The following is a 20,394-nucleotide window of genomic DNA, read 5'->3' as shown; positions in this document are numbered from 1 at the left end:
AATTTTATCGTACTTTTGGCCCGTACCTAACCAAATTACCATGCAAGACGCCGCTGTAGACCAGATGGTTTTCAACCGCGCAGGCTTTTCCGACGAGTTGCTGCTCAGCCTGTACAGTCAACTGCTTTATCCACGCCTGATCGAAGATAAGATGCTCAAGTTGCTTCGCCAAGGCAAAGTGAGCAAATGGTTTTCTGGCATTGGTCAGGAGGCCATTTCTGTGGGCGCAACTGCCGCCTTGTTGCCCGATGAAATGATCTTTCCCATGCACCGCAATTTGGGGGTATTCACCGTACGCGAGGTACCGTTTGACCGCTTGTTTGCCCAATGGCAAGGCAAGTATTCAGGTTACACCAAGGGACGCGATCGTTCTTTCCATTTTGGCACTTTGGAACACCATATTGTTGGCATGATCTCCCACCTGGGGCCACAACTTTCACTGGCTGGAGGTGTGGGACTAGCGCATAAACTCTCGGGTGAAGGCCGCGTAAGCCTGGCTTTTACCGGCGACGGCGCCACCAGCGAGGGCGAATTCCATGAAGCACTCAACGTAGCCGCTGTATGGCAATTGCCGGTGATTTTTTTGATTGAAAACAATGGCTACGGCTTGTCCACGCCACCCACCGAACAATACCGTTGCGCCCAATTGGCCGACAAAGGCGTTGGCTATGGCATGAAAGCCCTCACCATCGATGGCAACAACATTCTGGAGGTGTACCGCACGGTGTCCGAACTGGCCCAATCCATGCGCGAAAACCCCGAGCCTGTGCTGCTGGAATGTATGACCTTCCGCATGCGTGGGCACGAAGAAGCTTCCGGCACCAAATACGTGCCCAAAGCCCTGATGGATCACTGGGCCTTGCGCGATCCGCTGAGCAATTACGAGCGCTTTTTGATGGATGAAGGGCTGCTGACGGAAGCCAGCAAAAAGGACCTCAGCAATAAGTGGAAAAAACACATCGAAGCGGGTTTGCAACAAGCTTTTGAGGAAGGTGACCCACAAAATCCGCTGGCAGAAGAACTGGCCGATGTATATGCACCTTTCACCTCCCAGGTGACGGTGCCAAAAAGTGAGCAAAAAACGGAAAAACGCTTCGTCGACGCCATTTCTGATGGCCTGCGGCAGGCGATGGAAAAACACGACAAACTCATCCTGATGGGGCAGGATATTGCCGATTATGGCGGGGTGTTCAAAATCACGGATGGTTTTGTAGCCCAGTTTGGCAAGGAGCGGGTGCGCAATACGCCGCTGTGTGAAAGTGCCATCGTGGGTGCTGCCCTGGGTTTGAGTCTGAAGGGCTACAAGGCGATGGTGGAAATGCAATTTGCTGATTTTGTGACCTGCGGCTTCAATCAAATCATCAACAACCTGGCGAAACTGCACTACCGCTGGGGTGCCAATGCCGACATGGTCGTACGTATGCCTACGGGCGCGGGTACGGGCGCGGGGCCGTTTCACTCTCAAAGCAATGAGGCCTGGTTTTTTCATACGCCAGGATTAAAAGTGGTGTATCCTGCTACTCCTTACGACGCTAAAGGGTTGTTACTGGCCGCTTTTGAAGACCCCAATCCAGTGATGTACTTTGAGCACAAGGCACTGTACCGCAGCCTGAGTGAAGCCATTCCTGATGATTATTACACCGTGGAAATTGGCAAAGCGAGAGTAGTGCGTGAAGGCAAGGCCCTGACCGTGGTGACTTATGGCATGGGTGTACAGTGGGCCCAAAAAGTGATCACTGAACTGGGCATCGACGCCGAAATCATCGACTTGCGGACTTTGCTCCCCCTCGATTATGAGACCATCGAAACGAGTGTGCGCAAAACCAACAAGGTGATCATTCTGCATGAAGATACCCTGGTGGGTGGCATTGGTGGAGAAATTGCGGCGCACATTTCTGAGCATTTGTTTGAGTACCTGGATGCGCCGGTGATGCGGGAGGCGGCGCTGGATACGCCGATTCCGTTTGCAGGTTCTTTGGAAAAGCAGTTTTTGCCAGTGGGACGGTTTGTGGAGAAGTTGAAGAAGTTGATGGGATATTGAGGCAATGAATTGGTTGAAAGAATATTCAACATTCCAAAGCGGCATGATAGCAGTGCGGATGAAACGGATTTAGCGGATCTACGCGGATTTTCTTTTGCCTGCGGCAAAAGTTTTTTGGCCACAAATGACACAAATTTCCACAAATTTGGCACAAACTTCGTTTGTACCTCCGCGAACCTTTAATTCAGTGCGCTAGCTCAAACGAAGTTTGGGCTTTAATTTGTGAAAATTTGTGTCATTTGTGGCTTACCCCATCACGCCGAAGGCGGGATAAAAATCCGTGTAAATCCGCTAAATCCGCCAAATCCGCGTCCTCCGCGCTGCTATCATGTCGCTTTGGCCTCCTTTTATACAATGGTGAACATTAAAATATGTGGCAAGCTTACCCTATAACTCAGCCCCAGAGTACAACACTTCAATTCCAAATCAAGGAACAAGGCGAGCCTCTATCCTTCGCCCAAGTGATTCAACTCTGGCAAAATTCCACCCCTTTTTGCAGCTATTTCAACACCCTCCTCGCCGAAATCCCTTTTGAAGCCTACTATTGGGAAGTAGCACCAATAACCCAAACTCAAACCAGTCTTCCCTTTGAATTTGTCGTCATCAACAGCACACCCTTGCGCCACATCATTCCTGATCAAAGCGCTTTTCAGGAATATTTTGCAGCAAATAAAGCAGTCGTAGATTTTTTAAACCTGGGCAAAGATGCCCATTTGCTGGTGCCTACGCCGATTGGGGATGCCAATTGTTACGCGCATCTGGCTCAATTTGTACGGCATGCCCCTGCGACACAGCAGGATGAATTTTGGAATAGGGTCGGTGAACTGTATGGGGCGGCGTTGAATGATCAACCACTGTGGTTGAGTACGGCGGGTTTGGGGGTGTCCTGGTTGCATTTAAGGCTGGATTCCAGGCCGAAGTATTATCAGTATGAGGGGTATAAGAAGTGAGGCAGGGGTTAATTTTCTCGGTTGTAACCGAGAAATATCATGATATTTCTCGGTTACAACCGAGAAACATTGTATCTTTAAGGATCAAAAACTCATCTATGCTCATTTCGCGCACCCTTTATTCAACCATCTTATCACGTCTTGCTCCGGGTAAGGCTGTAATTGTACTAGGCCCTCGCCAAGCCGGAAAGAGCACCATCCTGGAAGAAATTGGAAAACAAAGCTCCCTGAAAGTACTCCGCTTGGACTGTGATGACGCCACGGTACGCCAGCGACTACAAGACCAAAGCCTGCCCAATTTACAAAGCCTGGTCGGCGATGCAGAATTATTGTTGATTGATGAAGCGCAAAGGGTAAAAAACATTGGTTTAACCCTAAAAATCATCATTGATCAAATCAAAAAACCTCGCCTCCTGGTATCTGGTTCATCTTCCTTTGATTTGGCCAATGAAGTCAATGAACCCCTGACAGGTCGCAAATGGGAGTTCATGCTTTTGCCCATTTCCACCAGCGAAATGGTACTACACCACGGTGCATTTGAAGAAAGTCGGCGTTTGCACCAGCGCATGTTGTATGGCATGTATCCTGAAGTAGTCACCCACCCGGAATTGGAACGCCAACTCCTCAACCAACTGGCCAGTAGTTATTTGTACAAAGATGTGTTTGCTTTTCAGGAATTGCGTAAGCCTGAACTATTGGACAAACTGGTTCGCGCCTTGGCCTTGCAAATTGGCAGTGAAGTTTCATTCAACAACCTGGCTTCCTTTTTAGCCTGCGACATCGAAACCATCCAACGTTACATTGACTTATTGGAAAAATCCTTTATTGTTTTTCGATTACCCGCTTTTAGCCGCAATGTACGCAACGAACTCAAACGCTCTCGTAAGATTTATTTCTGGGATTGTGGCATCCGCAATGCCTTGATTGGTGACTTTCGTCCCTTGGAGTTGAGGAACGACTTGGGGGGATTATGGGAGAATTTTTTAATCGCAGAGCGCCGGAAGTACAATCTTTATCGAGAATTTTATGGCCAGTCTTATTTCTGGCGCACGACGCAACAACAAGAAATTGATTATCTTGAAGAATACGACGGCAGCGTGCACGCCTACGAATTCAAATGGAATGCATCAAAAGGAGCCTCATTGCCAGAGGTGTTCCAAAAGGCTTATCAAAATGTAGGTTTGAAAGTGATTAATCCAGAAAATTATCTGAGTTTTTTGACGGAGGATTAGGCCTCACGCAAACAACTCCTCCGCACTAATCTCCAAATCCGCCAACGCCGGAGCCGCGCTACACACCGTCTTTCCCCGGCAAATGCTCACCTGTTCAGGCGAAGTGAATACATGAACTTGTTTGGATTCTGGATAAATGTGCCAAACGACTTGTACGCCAGCGAGGAAATATTCGTCCAGTTTTTTGTTAATTTTATTGGCGTAATCATTGGTTGAAATGACTTCAATGATCCAAGGAGCAACCTGATTTTGGCCACTCCACATCATAGGGAGTTGTTCTTTGGTGTAATAAGCGATATCCGGTCTGCGAATTTGTTCGGTCAGCGTTCCCATATCCGTCTCTGCAATCAACATTCCTCCAATTTTAGCCGCTGCCGTATTCAAAAAAAGGCCAAGCAATAAATAGTAAAATTTAGATTGCTCTTGATTCATTCCTTCATATTTTTCAATTACTCCATCATTCCACTCATACTTATAGCCGTCTTCACGGTTGGTGTACTCCCGTAAAAATCGTTCTTTCGAAACCCGGCGAGGCTTCACCAAAGTCTTCTTGCTTTTGATTTCTTCTACTGTACTTAAAGTGGACATTTTTGCTTTTTTACAAATCTACAAAACAAAAACCAAAAAATCCAGCCCTACTACTTAGGCAACACCGCCTCCAGCACCCCCTCCGCTTTCTCCAATTGCGGGATTTTTCCCACATCCATCCAAATGTCCCCATCGTGCGGATAAGCCACAATCCTTTCACTTGCCGCCGCACTCAGGTAAGTATCAATGATGGAAAAAACGGAAGCCTCCGCCGGGAAAAAATCAAAAATCTGTGGACTGATCGCATGAATGCCGCTGAAACACCAGGGCTTTAAGTCGGGCTCATTGCGCGACAAGCGGGTCTCCCCCGTTTTTACATTGCTCCAACCACACAATTGCCCAGCTGGATTGAACAAAAAATACCGCGAACTCTCCCGTTGGCGCACCGCCAAGGTTGCCAAGGCATCGTTTTGCAAATGAGTTTGGTACAATTGCCGCAAATCGAGATTGGTCAGTGCATCGGCATTGGTGACCAAAAAGGGTTCTTTTTTCAAAAACCACTCCGCTTTTTTCAAGCCTCCCCCAGTATCCAGGAGCAAATCCCGCTCATCTGAAATTTGAATGTTGATCCCAAAATGATCATTGGCTTGTAAAAAATCGATGATTTGCTCGCCGAAATGATGGATGTTCACAATAATGTCTCCACAACCCGCGGCCTTGAGGCGCAAAATGGCGATTTCCAATAAGGGATGGCCTTTGATCGGCACCAATGCCTTGGGAATGCTATCGGTGATGGGACGAAGCCGGGTACCGAGACCGGCGGCAAAGATGATGGCACGCATAGAAAGTTTAAGAGTTTAGATATTGATTACCAGTCAATTGATTAATTGTCTAATGATTTTGAGTGACGAGTTAAGAGTACATGACTTAAGAGTTTAGAAGTGAGCTACCGCAGCGACTTGTTCTGCGTTGCGTGTCTAAGCCGCTGCGGTAGCCCACTTCAAAACTCGTAAGTCATGTATTCTTAACTCTCAACTCAAAAAAACAAGAAAATTATCAATGGCTTGATAATTAACTCGCCTCTAGTCTACTAAAATTTCACCCACTTCGCAGTGGACTTACCAGATTCAATCACTTTTTCAATAAAGCGCATGCCGCGTACGCCGTCCTTTACCGATGGGAAATCGAGCAAGGGATCGGGTGCTTCGCCCGCCATACGTGCTTGCACAGCCAGGGCAAAGTTGCGGTAAATGTTGGCAAAAGCCTCCAGGTAACCTTCCGGGTGGCCCGCAGGTACCCGAATGTGCGCGTTTGCTTCCGGGCTGAGTGGCGTAATTTTCGGGCGGTAAATCTCTTTCGGTTTGTCCAAACGGGTCACCAGTAAGGTATTGGGCTCTTCCTGCCGCCAGTACAAACCACCTTCTTCACCGTAGACCCTGATGTTCAGGCCATTTTCTTCACCAGCCGAGATTTGGCTGGCATGCAAAATCCCTTTGGCACCGTTGTCAAAGTGCAGGAGTACGTTGCCATCATCGTCTAGTTTGCGGCCTTCCACAAAAGTGCTGATGTCGGCACACATTTCGGTGATTTGCAGGCCAGTGATGTATTCGGCCAGGTTTTCAGCGTGGGTACCAATGTCACCCATGGCCCCAGCGATGCCGGATTGATTGGGATCGGTGCGCCAGATGGCCTGTTTGTAATCGCCATCTTCTTCCTTGCGGGAAAGCCAGCCTTGGGGGTATTCCACCACTACTTTGCGGATTTTGCCCAATTCTCCATTGCGCACCATTGCCCGGGCTTGTTTCACCATCGGGTAACCAGTGTAGTTGTGGGTGAGGGCAAAAATCAGGCCTGTTTTTTCGACCAGGGCTTCCAGTTCCAGCGCCTCTTCCATTGTAAAAGCAAGGGGTTTGTCGCAAACCACGTGGAAACCATTTTCCAGTGCCATTTTAGCGGGGCCAAAATGCACGTGGTTGGGGGTAACGATAGACACAAAATCCATGCGCTCGCCCTCAGGCAACAACTTTTCTTTTTCAATCATTTCCTGGTAGCTGCCGTATACCCGGTTGGCGGGTACGTACAGGTCTTCGCCCGACAAACGAGAACGTTCAGGGTCGCTGCTAAAAGCACCACATACCAGTTCGATATGACCATCGATAGCAGCGGCAATCCGGTGTACGCCTCCAATGAAGGCACCACGGCCACCCCCTACCATGCCCATTCTTATTTTTCGTTTCATGTTTTGTAGGTTGTTTGATAGTTCTGGGCAAAGATAAGCCTGGAGCACTTAACCCACGAATAAATTCATGGGTTGCTGCACCCCAGGCTTAATTAACCCACGATTTTTTTGTGGGACTTGCGATGTTGTAAGCTATAGAAGCTGAAAAAAGACTGATGTTATGCGTTTAGGAGTAATACAAGTGTTTATTTAATTTTTTCTGTTTTTCATCCAAAAAAACAGAATGGTAAACAGCACAATCAATATACCCGGGAATGAAACCATGGTCCCCAAAGTAGCCTGACCGGCTACCAATTCCAGTTCATCACCAGTAAGTCCGGTTGCTGCCGCAGCTGCCTTATCGGAATCAATCCAACGCCCGATAATGGGCTGAAAAATGGAGGTAGAGAACATGCCGACTGCGCCAACAATCGACATCCCCAGGGCACCACTGCTTGGTATTTTGTCGGCAATAAAACCAATCATATTAGGCCAGAAATAAGCTACCCCAAATGCGAAGAAAATTGCAGCCACGTAAGCCATTGCTCCAGTTTGTGTACTGAACAGAAATACGCCAACAGTAGCAAGAATTGCAGACCCAAGTAGTACCCCGGTCTGATCAAATCGGTGCACAACCTCTCCACCAAAATACCGGCATACCGCCATCAAACCAGTAACCAAGGCCAGAATCAACATGGGCTGAGCGCCACTCTTGGCCAAGATCAGACCTACCCACTGTTGCGGGCCAAACTCTGTAATGGCAGTTAAGGCCATACAAACCATCATAAAAATAAACAATGGCGAAAACATCGCTTTAAGATTCATGGACAAACTGGCCTCTTCCTTGGTTTTAGCTACCGGCCAATCTTGGCCATAGAACAAGTAAGCATACACCAAGGCAGGGAGTAAAATAACCCAAATCTGAGCCTCCCAACCAAAGCCGGCATCCGTCATGAATTTTGAAACCAAGCTACCGATGACGATACCTCCGGGAAACCACATGTGAAAACGATTCATCATTTTGCTCATGGTGTTGCCTTCAAAAGCATCTGCAATCATCGGATTACAAGCCGCTTCCGTACATCCATTTCCTATTCCAATCAGCAACGTGGAAATCAGCAATCCAATGTAGCTGCCTGAATAAATGGTCATCAGAATACCAATGGCATGCGCCAAAAAAGCAAACTGCATGATGCGCTTGCCTCCAACTGTGTGATAAACCAATCCACCAATTACCATGGAAATCGGAAACCCGAGGAACCACATGGAGTTGATGTATCCCAATTGTTCAGCTGACAAACCAAGCTCTTCACCAAGCTGGGGTAAAATACCCGCCCTGATGCTAAAAGACAAGGCGGTCGTGATAAGGGCAAAACAACTGCCGTAAAAAAGTCGTGATTTGTTGATCATAGCAAGACCGAGTTAAAAGTGTCTGTTGAATGTTGTTTGTTTTAGGCTTGTACCAAGCCTGTTTATAGTTTCCGCAGTTTGATGTTGCGAAAGGAAATCCCATCACCATGGTCTTGCAGACCAATATGTCCTTTGCGGAAGGTACCAAACTTGGGGTGGTCCTTCCACTTGCTCTTGGGAATCAAGGCATTCCATTCGGCAGATCCCATCGTGGCAGATACCACTTTTTTGCCATTCAGCCAATGCTCTACCAAGTCACCTTTGCATACCAGACGAACTTTATTCCATTCTCCGACTGGCTTGGCCGTTTGTGGGGTAGCCACATACATATCGTAGAGGCTACAAGCCCGACGGTTTTCAAATTTGGCATCGGGGTGGCAGTCATTGTCGATAAGTTGTAATTCTGGGCCGGTCTGCCAGGGATAACGAATGGCGGCGTCCTCGTGGATGTGGTAGATGATGCCACTGTTGCCACATTTGGCAATTTTCCATTCTATACGCATTTCGTAGTTTTCATATTCAGCTTCAGTAATGATGTCGCCACCACCACCGACCTGAAATCCATCGGCATTTTTGTTCGATACGTCCAGGTACAGCACTCCGTCTGCTACTTTCCAGCGCTCACCGATGGTTTGTTTGTTGTAATTGCGCCAACCTTTTGTCGTTTTACCGTCAAAAAGCAACATCCAGCCAGCTGCTTTTTCGGCTGCAGTCAGGGTGTTTGGAGCAGCTGCAGGCGTAGCTTTTTCTTTTTTCAGCACAAAAGCAGTACCCACTGCAAAGGCTGCGAGGATTACGCACAAGGATAGAAATCTGTTCAACATATGTTTAATACTTTGAAAATGGCAGAATTGGGTAGAGTTTAAGTGTTGGTGAGTTCATGGAAAAAAAAGCCGATAATGTAATTCGCACACTAAGGTAAGCAATGAATTTTATTTTTTAAAAAGAGTTTTGGACAAAATATTATCACGATTTTTTTTGCAGAAAATACTAAACCATCTTTCTAGCCGACAAATGCGGAAATCGCTATCTTCCCCGCAAAAAAACATGCGGAATTTTTTTCTGTACATGGTGTTCATGAGCCATGCTTTTTTGGCCCTTGCCCAAACCACCAAAGATCCGAATATGATCATCCAGCCAGACTTGCTGGCCAATTTGAAATACCGCCAAGTTGGCCCTAGCCGGGGTGGCCGGGCAACAGCGACTACCGGGGTACGCCAAGAGCCCTTCACCTTTTACCTGGGTGCAACGGGTGGTGGCGTTTGGCGCAGCAACGACGCAGGCAATACCTGGGAAAATTTGTCCGATGGCCAAATCAAATGTGGATCCATTGGTGCAATTGCCGTAGCGCCTTCTGACCCTTCTGTCATTTATGTGGGCACGGGTTCAGCCTGCCCTCGTGGCAACATCTCCGCCGGGGTGGGGGTCTACAAAAGCAGCGACAAAGGTAAAACCTGGGAATTCATCGGCTTGCCCAAGTCCGGGATGGTTGGAAAGATCGAAGTACACCCCCAAAATCCCGATGTGGCTTTTGTGGCAGCGCTGGGCAATCCCTTTGGCCCCAACCCCGAACGGGGTGTATACCGCACCAACGATGGAGGAAAAAATTGGGATTTGGTGCACACTGCCGGGGACTCTACTGGCTGTGTCGACCTGGTGATGGATCCCAGTAACCCCCGCATCCTTTATGCTGGGATGTGGCGCGCCGAACGCAAACCCTGGACCTTGCATGATGGAGGCAAAAAAGGGGGCATCTGGAAATCGGTCGATGGTGGCACTACCTGGAAAAAACTGGAAGGTGGACTCCCCACTGGCCTACTGGGCCGTATTGGCATCACCGCCTCTCCAGTCAATCCCAACCGCCTTTGGGCCATTGTAATCACTCCCGACGATGCCACTTCCGGCCTTTATCGCAGTGAAGACGCCGGAGATTCCTGGACGCGGGTGTGCCGCGACCACCGTCTGCAACAACGCGGTTGGTACTACAGCCACGTTACCGCCGACCCTAAAAACGAAAACGCGGTCTACATCAACAATGTCGACTTCATGAAGTCCATTGATGGGGGCAAAACCTTTGAAGAAATCAACGTGCCGCACGGCGACTGCCACGGCATCTGGCTCAATCCTGACAATCCCAACATCATGATCAACTGCAACGATGGGGGTGCTACGGTGAGTTTGAACGGCGGCAAAACCTGGACTGATCAACACAATCAGCCCACTTCAGAATTTTACCGCGTCACCGTTGACGAACAATTCCCCTACCTGCTTTACGCTGGTCAACAAGACAACAGCACCATCAGCGTGCCTTCCCGCGATCTCGGAGGACTGAGCGATACCGAGCACTGGCACGAGGCAGGTGGCAGCGAATGCGCCGATGTGGCGGTTAGCCCTACCGACCCAAACATCATCTGGGCCACGGCATACAGTGGCGAAATCACCCGAATGAATCGCGCCACCGGAGAAGTTCGCCAACTGACCGCTTATCCCCACTATACCGAGGGTACTGTAATGCGCGACCTGAAGTATCGTTTTCAGTGGAATGCCCCCGTATTGGCTTCCAAACACCAGGCGAACACCATTTATTATTGTTCCAATTACGTACACCGCTCCACCGACGACGGCCAGACCTGGCAAATCATCAGTCCCGATCTGACCCGCAAAATGGACCAATACCTGGTTATGCCCGGTGGCCCCATTCAGCACGATGCGACTGGGGTGGAAGTGTACAGTACGGCCTTCGTGATTGAAGAGGCGCCCCAAACTGCCGGAGAACTTTGGGTAGGTAGCGACGATGGCCGCATCCACATCACCCGAGACGGGGGCAAAATCTGGACCGAGATCACGCCCAAGGGCATCATTCCGTTTGAATGTACCATCAATAAAATTGAGTTGTCGGTGCATGCGCCAGGAAGGGCATTCGTGGCTGTACAAAATTACCGCAACAACGACTTCAAACCCTACATCCTGCGCACCAATGATTATGGCAAAAGCTGGCAATTGTTGACCGATGGCAAAAATGGCATCCCCAGTGGCCACTTTACCCGCACCATAGCTGAGGATTCAGATAAAAAAGGTTTGTTGTTTGCTGGAACCGAATACGGCATGTACGTTTCCTTCGATGATGGAGCACACTGGCAATCCCTGCAATTGAACCTGCCCTATACGCCCATCACCGATCTGGAAGTTCACCACGGTGACCTTGCCATGAGTACCCAGGGCCGCGGATTCTGGCTCCTGGAAAGTGTATCGGTTTTGGAACAGCTGCAAAACGAACAAGCCAAAGCAGCGTTACACCTCTACAAACCCCGCGATACCTACCGCACCAATGTGAGCGGCTACCGGGCAGTTTTTCATGTCAATCTCGCCGATGAACCCGGCAAGGATGCTGAAAGCAAGTTGGAAATTCTGAACGCGCAGGGAAAAGTGGTGCGCAAGTACAGCTCCAAAGGTGAAGACCGCCGTAGCAAGTTGAGTTTGAAAAAAGGCTGGAATACTTTGTCCTGGGATTTGTTGCACGATGGGCCAATCAACGCTGAAAGGTTAGTGCTGATGGAAATGGGCGTTCCGATCATGGGGCCACCCGCAGCGCCGGGTGATTACCAGGTCCGCGTCACAGTAGGGAAGGAAAGCAAAACCCAGGCCTTTAAAGTGCTGCCCGATCCACGTTGGAAGGAAGTAAAACAGGAGGATTATGTGGCACAGGAAAAACTGGCCCTGGAAATGCGCGACCTGATCAGCGACTCTCAACGCAAGGTGAAAAACCTGCGCAGTTTGCGCGAGCAAATTGAAGATGCGGCTGGACTGGCGGTAAAAGCTGGGCATGCGGCCAAAATCAAGGACCTGGCTACGGAATTGGGCAAAGGCCTGACCGCCGTGGAGGATGAAATTGTACAAAACCAGGCCGAAGCCAGCCAGGATAACTTCAATTATCCCCGTCGCTTCATCAACCACATGGCGCGGATTTACAGCGTACTCATTGGAGATCATCACCGTCCGACGGGTGGGGTGCTCGAAGCTTATGCCGACATTAAAAAGGTATACGAGGGAATTTCACAACGCTATGATGTGGCAGTGAAAAATACTTTGGAGCGTTTTAATAAGGTGTTGGAGGAGGAGAAAGTGGCGAGGGTGATTGATTTGAAGTAACCCTGCTGAAGTTAAGTTTGAATGCCACAGGGCTGTCGCTTCCCCATAAATCTAAATTTGAGGATTGGAAGGTAAGCGACAGCACCAGTGGATCACCCTGTAGCACAATTTTTTATGCTCCAAGCATGCTGCACTGTAACCACTTGGTACACTTCGCAACTCCTCTTACGATACCAAGTTCACCCACAGTGGCAAATTGTAATAATTGGTCACCCGGGTAATTTTCCCGGCCTCCACTTCCAAAAAAGCCCCTACTGGCAATACATAAGTTTGCCCATGTGCGGTGGGCAAACCTTTATCCGATTTTTTGTATATCCCACTTACCGTGAATTCCACCGCAATTTTTTTCCCATCCGGCTCCGTAAAGTAGGTGAAGGCACTCAATTTTTCGTCATAACATTGATCCATGTGGCGCAAAAACGCGTCAAAGGCCTCAATACCAATTTGTGCCTCACCCTGGTTCACTTCGTGCCGAACCTCAGGGTGTAGCAGGGCCAACATACCCGCCCAGTCCTGATTGTTAAAAGCTTGATAATACGCTTGTACTGTTTCCAGTGCAGTCATAGCATTGGTTTTTTATACGATGAAAAAAATAAAGCGATGAAAATACAGGATTTTGGGGCGCCCTCCCCGTTTAAACGGAATAATTTGCATTGGACTTTGCTTTTACTGTTGTTGGGTATGGTTTTATGGCGCTACAACAATGACTCATTGCAGGCTTCCGAAGAGAATTGGCCAGAGTACAACGGTGGCCCCGACAAGAACCATTTTTCCGCCCTCCGGCAAATTACGCCCGAAAATGTAAGCCAGCTGAAAGTAGCCTGGACTTACCGCTCCGGCGGAGCTGATACCCTCAAAAACAGCACCCAACTCCAGTGCAACCCCATCATCATCAAAGGCATTTTGTACGGCGTTTCGGCGGGTTCCCAAGCCTTTGCCCTGGATGCGGCTACGGGTCGCGAAATCTGGAAAAGCAAGCTCCAAGACAAGACCTTTAGCATGACCAGCCGGGGTGTAAGTTACTGGACAGATGGCGTGGAAGAACGGATCTTCTTCGGCTATGGGGCCTACCTCTACGCCCTGGATGCCAAAACGGGCCAAGTCATTCCTTCTTTTGGTAAAAATGGCAAAATCGAGCTGATCGACGGCATCACCCGCCCTGGTGCCGATGACTACGTGATTTCCAACACGCCAGCTTCGATTTATCAAAACATACTCATCGTGGGGACGCGGGTATCCGAAAGTGCAACCGCTTTGAAGGGGGACATTCGGGCATATGACGTGCGCACTGGCCGCAAAATCTGGACCTTTCGCACCATCCCTCAGCCCGGTGAATATGGTTACGACACCTGGCAAAAAGAAAACCACAAAAACATTGGCGGCGCCAACAACTGGATGGGCATGGCCGTGGATACCGAGCGGGGCATTGTCTACGCTCCCACTGGCTCGGCGGCCTTTGATTTTTATGGCGGCAACCGCAAGGGTGACAACCTCTTTGCCAATTGCCTCATCGCCTTGAACGCCAAAACCGGCAAACGCCTCTGGCATTTCCAAACCGTACACCACGACATCTGGGATCGGGACATCCCGGCGCCACCGAATTTGTTTACGGTTACCCAGGATGGAAAAAAAATCGACGCAGTCTCCGTTTTGAGCAAACAGGGCTTTATGTTTGTGTTTGACCGGGTGACGGGTAAGCCCTTGTTTCCGATTGAAGAACGCCCCGTGCCAGCCTCCACGATCCCTGGTGAACAGGCCGCGGCGACTCAACCTTTTCCTATTGGGCCAGAACCCTTTACAAGACAATCCTTTACCACCAAAGACATCAATAGTTTTTCCGCTGACCGCGCCGAAATCACTGCCGAACTTGCCAAGGCCAATACCGGGCAAGCCTTCATTCCCATGGGTCGCCAGCGCACCCTCTTTTTCCCGGGTACCGATGGCGGTGCACAGTGGGGCGGCGCAGCGGTGGATGAACACAGCATCATGTACATCCCAGCCAAGGAAAATCCGGTGTACAGTTCACTGGTAGACGCGCCACCTGCCGACGACAGCAAGGCCCTCAAAACGGGCAAACAAATTTACCTCAACTATTGCGGTTCCTGCCACGGCGAAAACCGCGAGGGCAACCACGATGGTACCTATCCGAGTTTGCAAAACATTGGCAGCAAATACGATGAGGCCGAAATTCGGCAAATCATCGCCAAAGGACGCGGCATGATGCCCGCTTTGACCCAATTGAAAGAAGCCGAATTGAAAGCCGTAGTGGATTATTTATTTGGCAAAAACACCAGTTTAAAAGTACCCAAAGGAGAAAAATTGTCCACTGTTCCTTACAAGCACACGGGCTACAACCGTTGGTACGACCGCAATGGCTATCCGGTCAGCGAGCCGCCCTGGGGTACTTTGACTGCCATTGATTTGAGCAGCGGAAAACGCCGTTGGCAAGTTCCCCTGGGTGAATATCCTGAGCTGACGGCCAAAGGTATTCCACCCACGGGCACCGACAATTATGGTGGCCCAGCGGTTACGGCTGGCGGGCTGCTGTTTATTGCCGCGAGTAAAGACCAGCAATTCCGCGCCATGGACCGCAATACGGGTAAAATCCTCTGGCAGGCGGCCCTGCCCGCAGCGGGTTATGCTTCACCAAGTGTCTACGCTGTGCAGGGCAAGCAGTACGTGGTGATTGCCTGCGGCGGCGGAAAACTCAAAAGTAAATCCGGTGATCAATATGTGGCTTTTGCGCTACCTTGATTACCTTGCATAAAAGTTAAACAACCATGACCACCGTAGCAATCCTAGGATTTGGCCTTTCCGGGCGTTATTTGCAAGCGCCTTTCTTTTTGGCCAATCCCAATTTTCGGCTCAAAACCATCGTCAGCAACAACCAAAACCCACAGGATATATATCTAGGGGTACAAAAAGCGACCAGTCTGGATGAAGTATTGGCTGACCCCGAGATAGATCTGGTGAGTGTGGCGTCCCCCAACGAAACCCATTTTGAGTACACCCAGCGTTGTTTGAAGGCAGGTAAACATGTATTGGTGGAGAAGCCCTTCACAGCCACTTCCGCCGAGGCTGAAACGCTGGTCGCGTTGGCGAAATCACTGGGCAAACACCTGTTTGTGTTCCAAAACCGCCGTTGGGATAGCGATTTTTTGACGGTTCAAAAAGTCATTTCCGAAGGATTGATCGGGGATGTATTGAGCTACGAGGCCCATTTTAACCGCTACAAACCCGTGCTCAATCCCAAAAAATGGAAAGAAGTCATTGCACCTGGCAATGGGATTTTATATGACCTGGGTTCACATATTCTGGATCAAACTCTGCTGCTATTTGGCAAGCCCAAATCGGTATGGGGCGAAACCTGGACTCAGCGTGAACACTCCGAAGTCGACGATGCTTTTGATGTGAAACTGGATTATGGCAAAATCAAAGTCAACCTGAAAAGTAGCATTTTGGTGCGGGAAGATACGCCTCGCTACATCATTCAGGGCACCAAAGGTTCTTTTGTCAAATATGGCATCGATGTGCAAGAGGATCACCTCAAGGCGGGGATTATGCCGGGGATGCCAGGTTTTGGAATAGAACCGGAAGCCAATTGGGCTACAATTAATACAGATATTGGAGGCTTACATGTGCGCGGCCGGGTGGAGCCCCTGCCAGGAAACTGGGCCCCCCTTTTCCAGAACATCCACGATGTGATTCACAATGGGGCTACGCCAGCCATTGCGCTGGAGGATATTGTGGAGCAGATTCGGATCATGGAATTGGTGAAGCAGGGGTAAAAATGATATTTTAGAGGTGGATTTTGAATTAATTTTTTTTACCACAGAGTTTCGCAGAGTACACACAGAGTACACACAGAGTTTCGCAGATTTTTTTGAGTTTTGCCACCTTCGGTGGCTTGAGGTCTGCCACTTTTATAATTTGATTGTTTTACATTGGTGTTCATTTAATGCGCCTCTGTGTAATCTTCGCCACCGAAGGTGGCCTAAACTCAGGGAAACTCTGCGTGTACTCTGCGAAACTCTGTGGTAAATACATTTGTAAAAGTAGACTAAGCTAAATATGAGACACATATTCACTATATTGTTTTGCGCTCTGACCCAGTGGACTTTTGCCCAGGTGCAATCCTGCCAAGACATCGTTTTTCCCACCCTGAACTCCTCCTTATACCAGGGTGTGTACTTCAACGATCTGCGCTGGGACGATGACCACAAAATCATCACCGTAAGTTTCATCAATGGATCGGCTTTTTTGCAAAACAAGGTCAAGCAGTACGCCGTAGAATGGAGCACTTACGCCAATCTGCGGTTTGAATTTGTCAATCGACCTGGTGCTGACATCCGCATTTCTTTTTATCCGGGCAAAGGTTCCTGGTCTTTGATCGGCAAGCAGTCCAACCAGTTTTCGGTGGATGCCAATACGGGCAGGTCGGTCAATGGGCTCAATGGCCCTTCGATGAATTACGGTTGGTTCAACGAAAAAACCACGGATCAGGAATTCCGGCGCACCATCCTGCACGAGTTCGGCCACGCCCTGGGTTTGTTGCACGAACACCTCAGCCCCCTTTCGGGCATCAAGTGGAACATCCCCAAGGTGTACGCCCACTACATGCAAACCCAGAACTGGAGCAAGGAAGAGGTCGACAAAAACGTATTGAACAAATACTCCGTGACCCAAACCAATGGCGAATACGACCCCAAGTCGATCATGCATTACCCGGTCAGCAAGGAATTTACGCTGGACGGTTACGAAGTAGGTTGGAATTACCTCCTTTCGGCGGGCGACAAAAAGACCATCTCCACCATTTATCCGAAGTCGACCACCACCACGACCAATAAAGAAACGCCCAAACAGCTTTACCGTATCTCGGGATTGACTTATGGCGATAGCATTTGGTCTTTGACCATGTCCAAAAACAAAGTAACCAATGCCCAGATCTGGCGCACTCGCCCCAATTTTCCCAATGCGGAAATCCAGGAATTCTGGAACAAGGGCTACCAGATCAGCAATTTGAGCTATGGTGGCGGCTTATGGGCACTGGTGATGTCGCAGGGCACTGGCTTAAGCGAACAAGTATGGCGCACCCGCCCAGCTTTTCCAGAGACGGAAATCAATACCTTATGGGACAGCGGCTATTACATCAACAGCATCAGTTATGGCAATGGACTGTGGGCCTTGGTCATGTCCAAAGGCACTGGCTATACTGACCAAATCTGGCAAACCCGCGCTACTTTTCCCAAAGACGAAATCAAGGAATATTGGGATCAGGGCTACCACATCACCAGCCTGAGCTATGGAAATGGGCAGTGGGCATTGGTCATGTCCAAAAATGCAGGTTATCAGCTCCAACTCTGGCGCACCCGCAATTATTTCCCCAAAGATGAAATCCAGGAACTGTGGGACAAAGGGTACCACATTACCAACCTGACTTATGGCAATGGGTTATGGGCATTGGTAATGTCCAAGGGAACAGGTTATCAGTCGCAATCCTGGCGTACGCGCCGGAATTTCCCATCGGCTGAGATCGATGAATTGTGGAAGAAGTAAATTTCACTGGAGGGGTACTTTTGAACGCAGCAAATAAATCATGCTGATTGGAAAAGAGCTAAAAAACTTTAGTTTTGCCTAAACGAACGATTGCCGGACATGAGTCGAAAGCGGATAACCATTTATGATTTAGCCAAAGAGTTAGGAATTTCTGCTTCTTACGTATCAAGGGCATTGAATGACCATCCATCGATCAATCCCAAAGTATGTGAAAGTGTAAAGCAAAAAGCGCGTGAACTCAACTACAAGCACAATTCCCATGCGGCCAATCTACGCCAAGGCTCCTCCAAAACCATTGGGGTGATTGTTCCACACATCAATCAGTATTTTTTTTCGGAAGCCATCTCCGGAATCGAAGAAGTCTGCTTTCAAAACAACCATAGTTTGATCATTTGCCAGTCGCACGAATCCTTTCAGCACGAGTGCAAAGCCATTGACACCCTCGTTCATCAAAATGTCGATTGTATTTTGATTTCCGTCTCTGCCGAAACCAAATCCATAGCCCATCTTGAAAACATTCAAAACCACAACATTGAGCTCATTCAGTTCGACCGCTGTATGGAGCAAGTGGATAGTTTCAAAATTCTGAATGACAATAAGGAGATTACCTATCAGGCATCCAAAAGCCTGATTGAACAGGGCTATCGAAAAATTGCCTTTATCGGCGGGCCAAGTCACCTTGCTACCTTTGGACTTCGAAAGGAAGGTTTTATCCAGGCCATCAAGGAACATGAATTAAGTATTCCTTATAATTTCATCGTAGAGAATGCCCTGTCCAGAGAAGAAGCGATTGAAGTGGCCAGAGAACTCCTGGTGCTAAAAGAGCCACCAGATGCCTTTTTGAGCATTTCGGATTATTTATCCTTAGGCGTTTTACAAGTTGCGGAATCCATGGGCATCCAGGTCCCCTCACAATTGGGCATATTTGGTTTTGCCAATGAGGTGTTCACACCCATTATTAAACCGGCCCTCTCCTCCGTTGACCAAAGGAGTAAAGAGTTGGGGAAACGTGCTGCGCAGATTTATTTTGAATTTATTTTGAATGGAAAAAGTACTGCACCTGAGGATAAAGTGGAAATCATCGCGAGTGATCTGCTCATCCGGGCGAGTTCAAAAAGGTTGCGCTGAATACTGGGTTGCAAATTTTTATGATTAATTGTACAAATCACATTAATAACTTTAGCTAAATTTGATCCAACTTGGTACACTCTAGGGGGCTAAAATAAGTTTAACTCACTTTATGGTAATCAACAAAGAAATGAAGGTACTGTCTTGCACCAAACCAGGGGAGTTGGTTTACGCCACCAAAGAAAAGCCCCAATTGGAGCCAGGCAGAGCCATCATTAAAATCAAACGCATCGGCATTTGTGGTACCGACCTACACGCTTTTGAAGGTACCCAGCCCTATTTTAGCTACCCCCGAATCCTGGGCCATGAGCTTTCGGGCATCCTGGCCGAGTTCGACGATGCGCCAGGGTTTATGCATGGTGAGTCGGTCACTTTTATCCCCTACTTTAGTTGTGGTACCTGTGTGGCCTGCCGAATAGGCAAAACCAACTGCTGTACCCAACTGCAAGTTTGTGGTGTACACATCGACGGAGGGATGGTAGAGTACCTTTCGGTGCCATCTTCAACCCTCGTGCACGGTGAAGGCCTGACTTTTGATGAACTGGCCCTAGTGGAGCCACTAGCCATCGGTGCACATGGGGTGCAAAGGGCGAACATTTCCAAGGGAGAGTTTGTGCTGGTGATTGGGGCAGGGCCAATCGGTTTGGGGACGATGGAATTTGCCCGAATCGCCGGAGGCCAAGTCATTGCAATGGACATCAATGAGCACCGCCTGCAATTTTGTAAGGATAAACTCAAGGTGCCTTACGTAGTGAATGCACTGGCCCCGAATGTCGTCGAACAACTGATGGACATCACCAATGGCGATATGCCAACGGTGCTTATTGATGCAACAGGCAGTCAAAAAGCCATCAACAATGCATTCCAATACATGGCGCACGGAGCTCGCTATGTATTAATTGGTCTGCAAAAAGGCGACATCTCCTTTAGCCATCCCGAATTCCACAAGCGCGAAGGAACTTTGATGAGCAGCCGCAACGCCACCAGACAGGATTTTGAACAGGTGATTAAAAATTTGAAGCAGAAAAAAATCAACCCGGCCACGTACATCACCCATCGGGTCATGTTTGATGAAGTGAGTGCTGAGTTTGAAAATTGGCTCAACCCAGCAAACGGGGTGATCAAAGCCATGGTTGAAGTTCCTCATTCGAGTTTTTAGTTTTTTTACTCGAAAATTCAATC

At 48.8% G+C, this 20,394-nt stretch carries 15 protein-coding genes; 9 read left to right on the top strand and 6 right to left on the bottom strand.

From position 1 onward, the window contains the following. Positions 1 to 40: 40 nt before the first annotated feature. The 3 genes from SFV55_RS24485 (at position 41) to SFV55_RS24475 (ending at position 4,223) form a co-directional block, all read left to right on the top strand. Positions 41 to 2,041 carry a dehydrogenase E1 component subunit alpha/beta gene (locus SFV55_RS24485; RefSeq protein ID WP_320032204.1) on the top strand — a complete coding sequence of 667 codons (2,001 nt, stop codon included), beginning with the start codon at positions 41 to 43 and terminating at the stop codon, positions 2,039 to 2,041. A gap of 371 nt (positions 2,042 to 2,412) precedes the next feature. Continuing rightward, complete coding sequence (locus SFV55_RS24480) at positions 2,413 to 2,991, top strand: DUF6940 family protein (protein ID WP_320032203.1); 579 nt, start codon at positions 2,413 to 2,415, stop codon at positions 2,989 to 2,991. A 98-nt stretch (positions 2,992 to 3,089) separates the two neighbouring features. Next, positions 3,090 to 4,223, top strand: coding sequence for an ATP-binding protein (locus SFV55_RS24475; RefSeq protein WP_320032202.1), 1,134 nt, complete (start codon positions 3,090 to 3,092; stop codon positions 4,221 to 4,223). Positions 4,224 to 4,226: 3 nt separating this feature from the next. Here SFV55_RS24475 and SFV55_RS24470 read toward each other — a convergent pair whose 3' ends face one another. The 5 genes from SFV55_RS24470 to SFV55_RS24450 all read right to left on the bottom strand — a co-directional run bounded on the left by SFV55_RS24470 (position 4,227) and on the right by SFV55_RS24450 (position 9,203). Next, positions 4,227 to 4,811, bottom strand: coding sequence for a Uma2 family endonuclease (locus SFV55_RS24470; RefSeq protein WP_320032201.1), 585 nt, complete (start codon positions 4,809 to 4,811; stop codon positions 4,227 to 4,229). A gap of 50 nt (positions 4,812 to 4,861) precedes the next feature. Then, a complete protein-coding gene (locus SFV55_RS24465; RefSeq protein WP_320032200.1) occupies positions 4,862 to 5,593 on the bottom strand; it encodes a nucleotidyltransferase family protein in 732 nt (243 codons plus the stop codon). Between the two features lie 248 nt (positions 5,594 to 5,841). Further along, positions 5,842 to 6,990: a Gfo/Idh/MocA family oxidoreductase gene (locus SFV55_RS24460; RefSeq protein WP_320032199.1), complete on the bottom strand. Its 1,149-nt coding sequence runs from the start codon at positions 6,988 to 6,990 to the stop codon at positions 5,842 to 5,844. 189 nt (positions 6,991 to 7,179) lie between these two features. After that, complete coding sequence (locus SFV55_RS24455; RefSeq protein WP_320032198.1) at positions 7,180 to 8,379, bottom strand: MFS transporter; 1,200 nt, start codon at positions 8,377 to 8,379, stop codon at positions 7,180 to 7,182. Positions 8,380 to 8,441: 62 nt separating this feature from the next. Beyond that, on the bottom strand, positions 8,442 to 9,203 hold the full coding sequence (locus SFV55_RS24450) for a DUF1080 domain-containing protein (RefSeq protein WP_320032197.1): 762 nt from the start codon (positions 9,201 to 9,203) through the stop codon (positions 8,442 to 8,444). A gap of 223 nt (positions 9,204 to 9,426) precedes the next feature. Here SFV55_RS24450 and SFV55_RS24445 point away from each other — a divergent pair, with 223 nt between their 5' ends. After that, on the top strand, positions 9,427 to 12,528 hold the full coding sequence (locus SFV55_RS24445; protein WP_320032196.1) for a VPS10 domain-containing protein: 3,102 nt from the start codon (positions 9,427 to 9,429) through the stop codon (positions 12,526 to 12,528). Positions 12,529 to 12,693: 165 nt separating this feature from the next. On the opposite strand, the gene SFV55_RS24440 is transcribed toward SFV55_RS24445, so the two are convergent. Beyond that, positions 12,694 to 13,092 carry a nuclear transport factor 2 family protein gene (locus SFV55_RS24440; RefSeq protein WP_320032195.1) on the bottom strand — a complete coding sequence of 133 codons (399 nt, stop codon included), beginning with the start codon at positions 13,090 to 13,092 and terminating at the stop codon, positions 12,694 to 12,696. Positions 13,093 to 13,209: 117 nt separating this feature from the next. Between SFV55_RS24440 and SFV55_RS24435 the strand changes: the two genes are divergently transcribed. The 5 genes from SFV55_RS24435 to SFV55_RS24415 all read left to right on the top strand — a co-directional run bounded on the left by SFV55_RS24435 (position 13,210) and on the right by SFV55_RS24415 (position 20,371). Then, positions 13,210 to 15,282 (top strand): PQQ-binding-like beta-propeller repeat protein, encoded by a 2,073-nt coding sequence (locus tag SFV55_RS24435; protein WP_413776736.1) that lies wholly within the window; start codon positions 13,210 to 13,212, stop codon positions 15,280 to 15,282. Between the two features lie 26 nt (positions 15,283 to 15,308). Next, positions 15,309 to 16,316 carry a Gfo/Idh/MocA family oxidoreductase gene (locus tag SFV55_RS24430; protein ID WP_320032193.1) on the top strand — a complete coding sequence of 336 codons (1,008 nt, stop codon included), beginning with the start codon at positions 15,309 to 15,311 and terminating at the stop codon, positions 16,314 to 16,316. A 283-nt stretch (positions 16,317 to 16,599) separates the two neighbouring features. Next, on the top strand, positions 16,600 to 18,084 hold the full coding sequence (locus SFV55_RS24425; protein ID WP_320032192.1) for a M12 family metallopeptidase: 1,485 nt from the start codon (positions 16,600 to 16,602) through the stop codon (positions 18,082 to 18,084). Positions 18,085 to 18,183: 99 nt separating this feature from the next. Beyond that, a complete protein-coding gene (locus SFV55_RS24420) occupies positions 18,184 to 19,212 on the top strand; it encodes a LacI family DNA-binding transcriptional regulator (protein WP_320032191.1) in 1,029 nt (342 codons plus the stop codon). Between the two features lie 130 nt (positions 19,213 to 19,342). Continuing rightward, the gene (locus SFV55_RS24415) at positions 19,343 to 20,371 is read left to right on the top strand and encodes a zinc-binding alcohol dehydrogenase family protein (protein ID WP_413776735.1); all 1,029 of its coding nucleotides are present in this window, start codon (positions 19,343 to 19,345) and stop codon (positions 20,369 to 20,371) included. The last annotated feature ends 23 nt before the right edge of the window (positions 20,372 to 20,394 follow it).

It is taken from the genome of Haliscomenobacter sp., from assembly GCF_033763495.1.
Taxonomy (GTDB): domain Bacteria; phylum Bacteroidota; class Bacteroidia; order Chitinophagales; family Saprospiraceae; genus Haliscomenobacter.
This window is presented reverse-complemented; position numbering and strand designations above follow the sequence as displayed.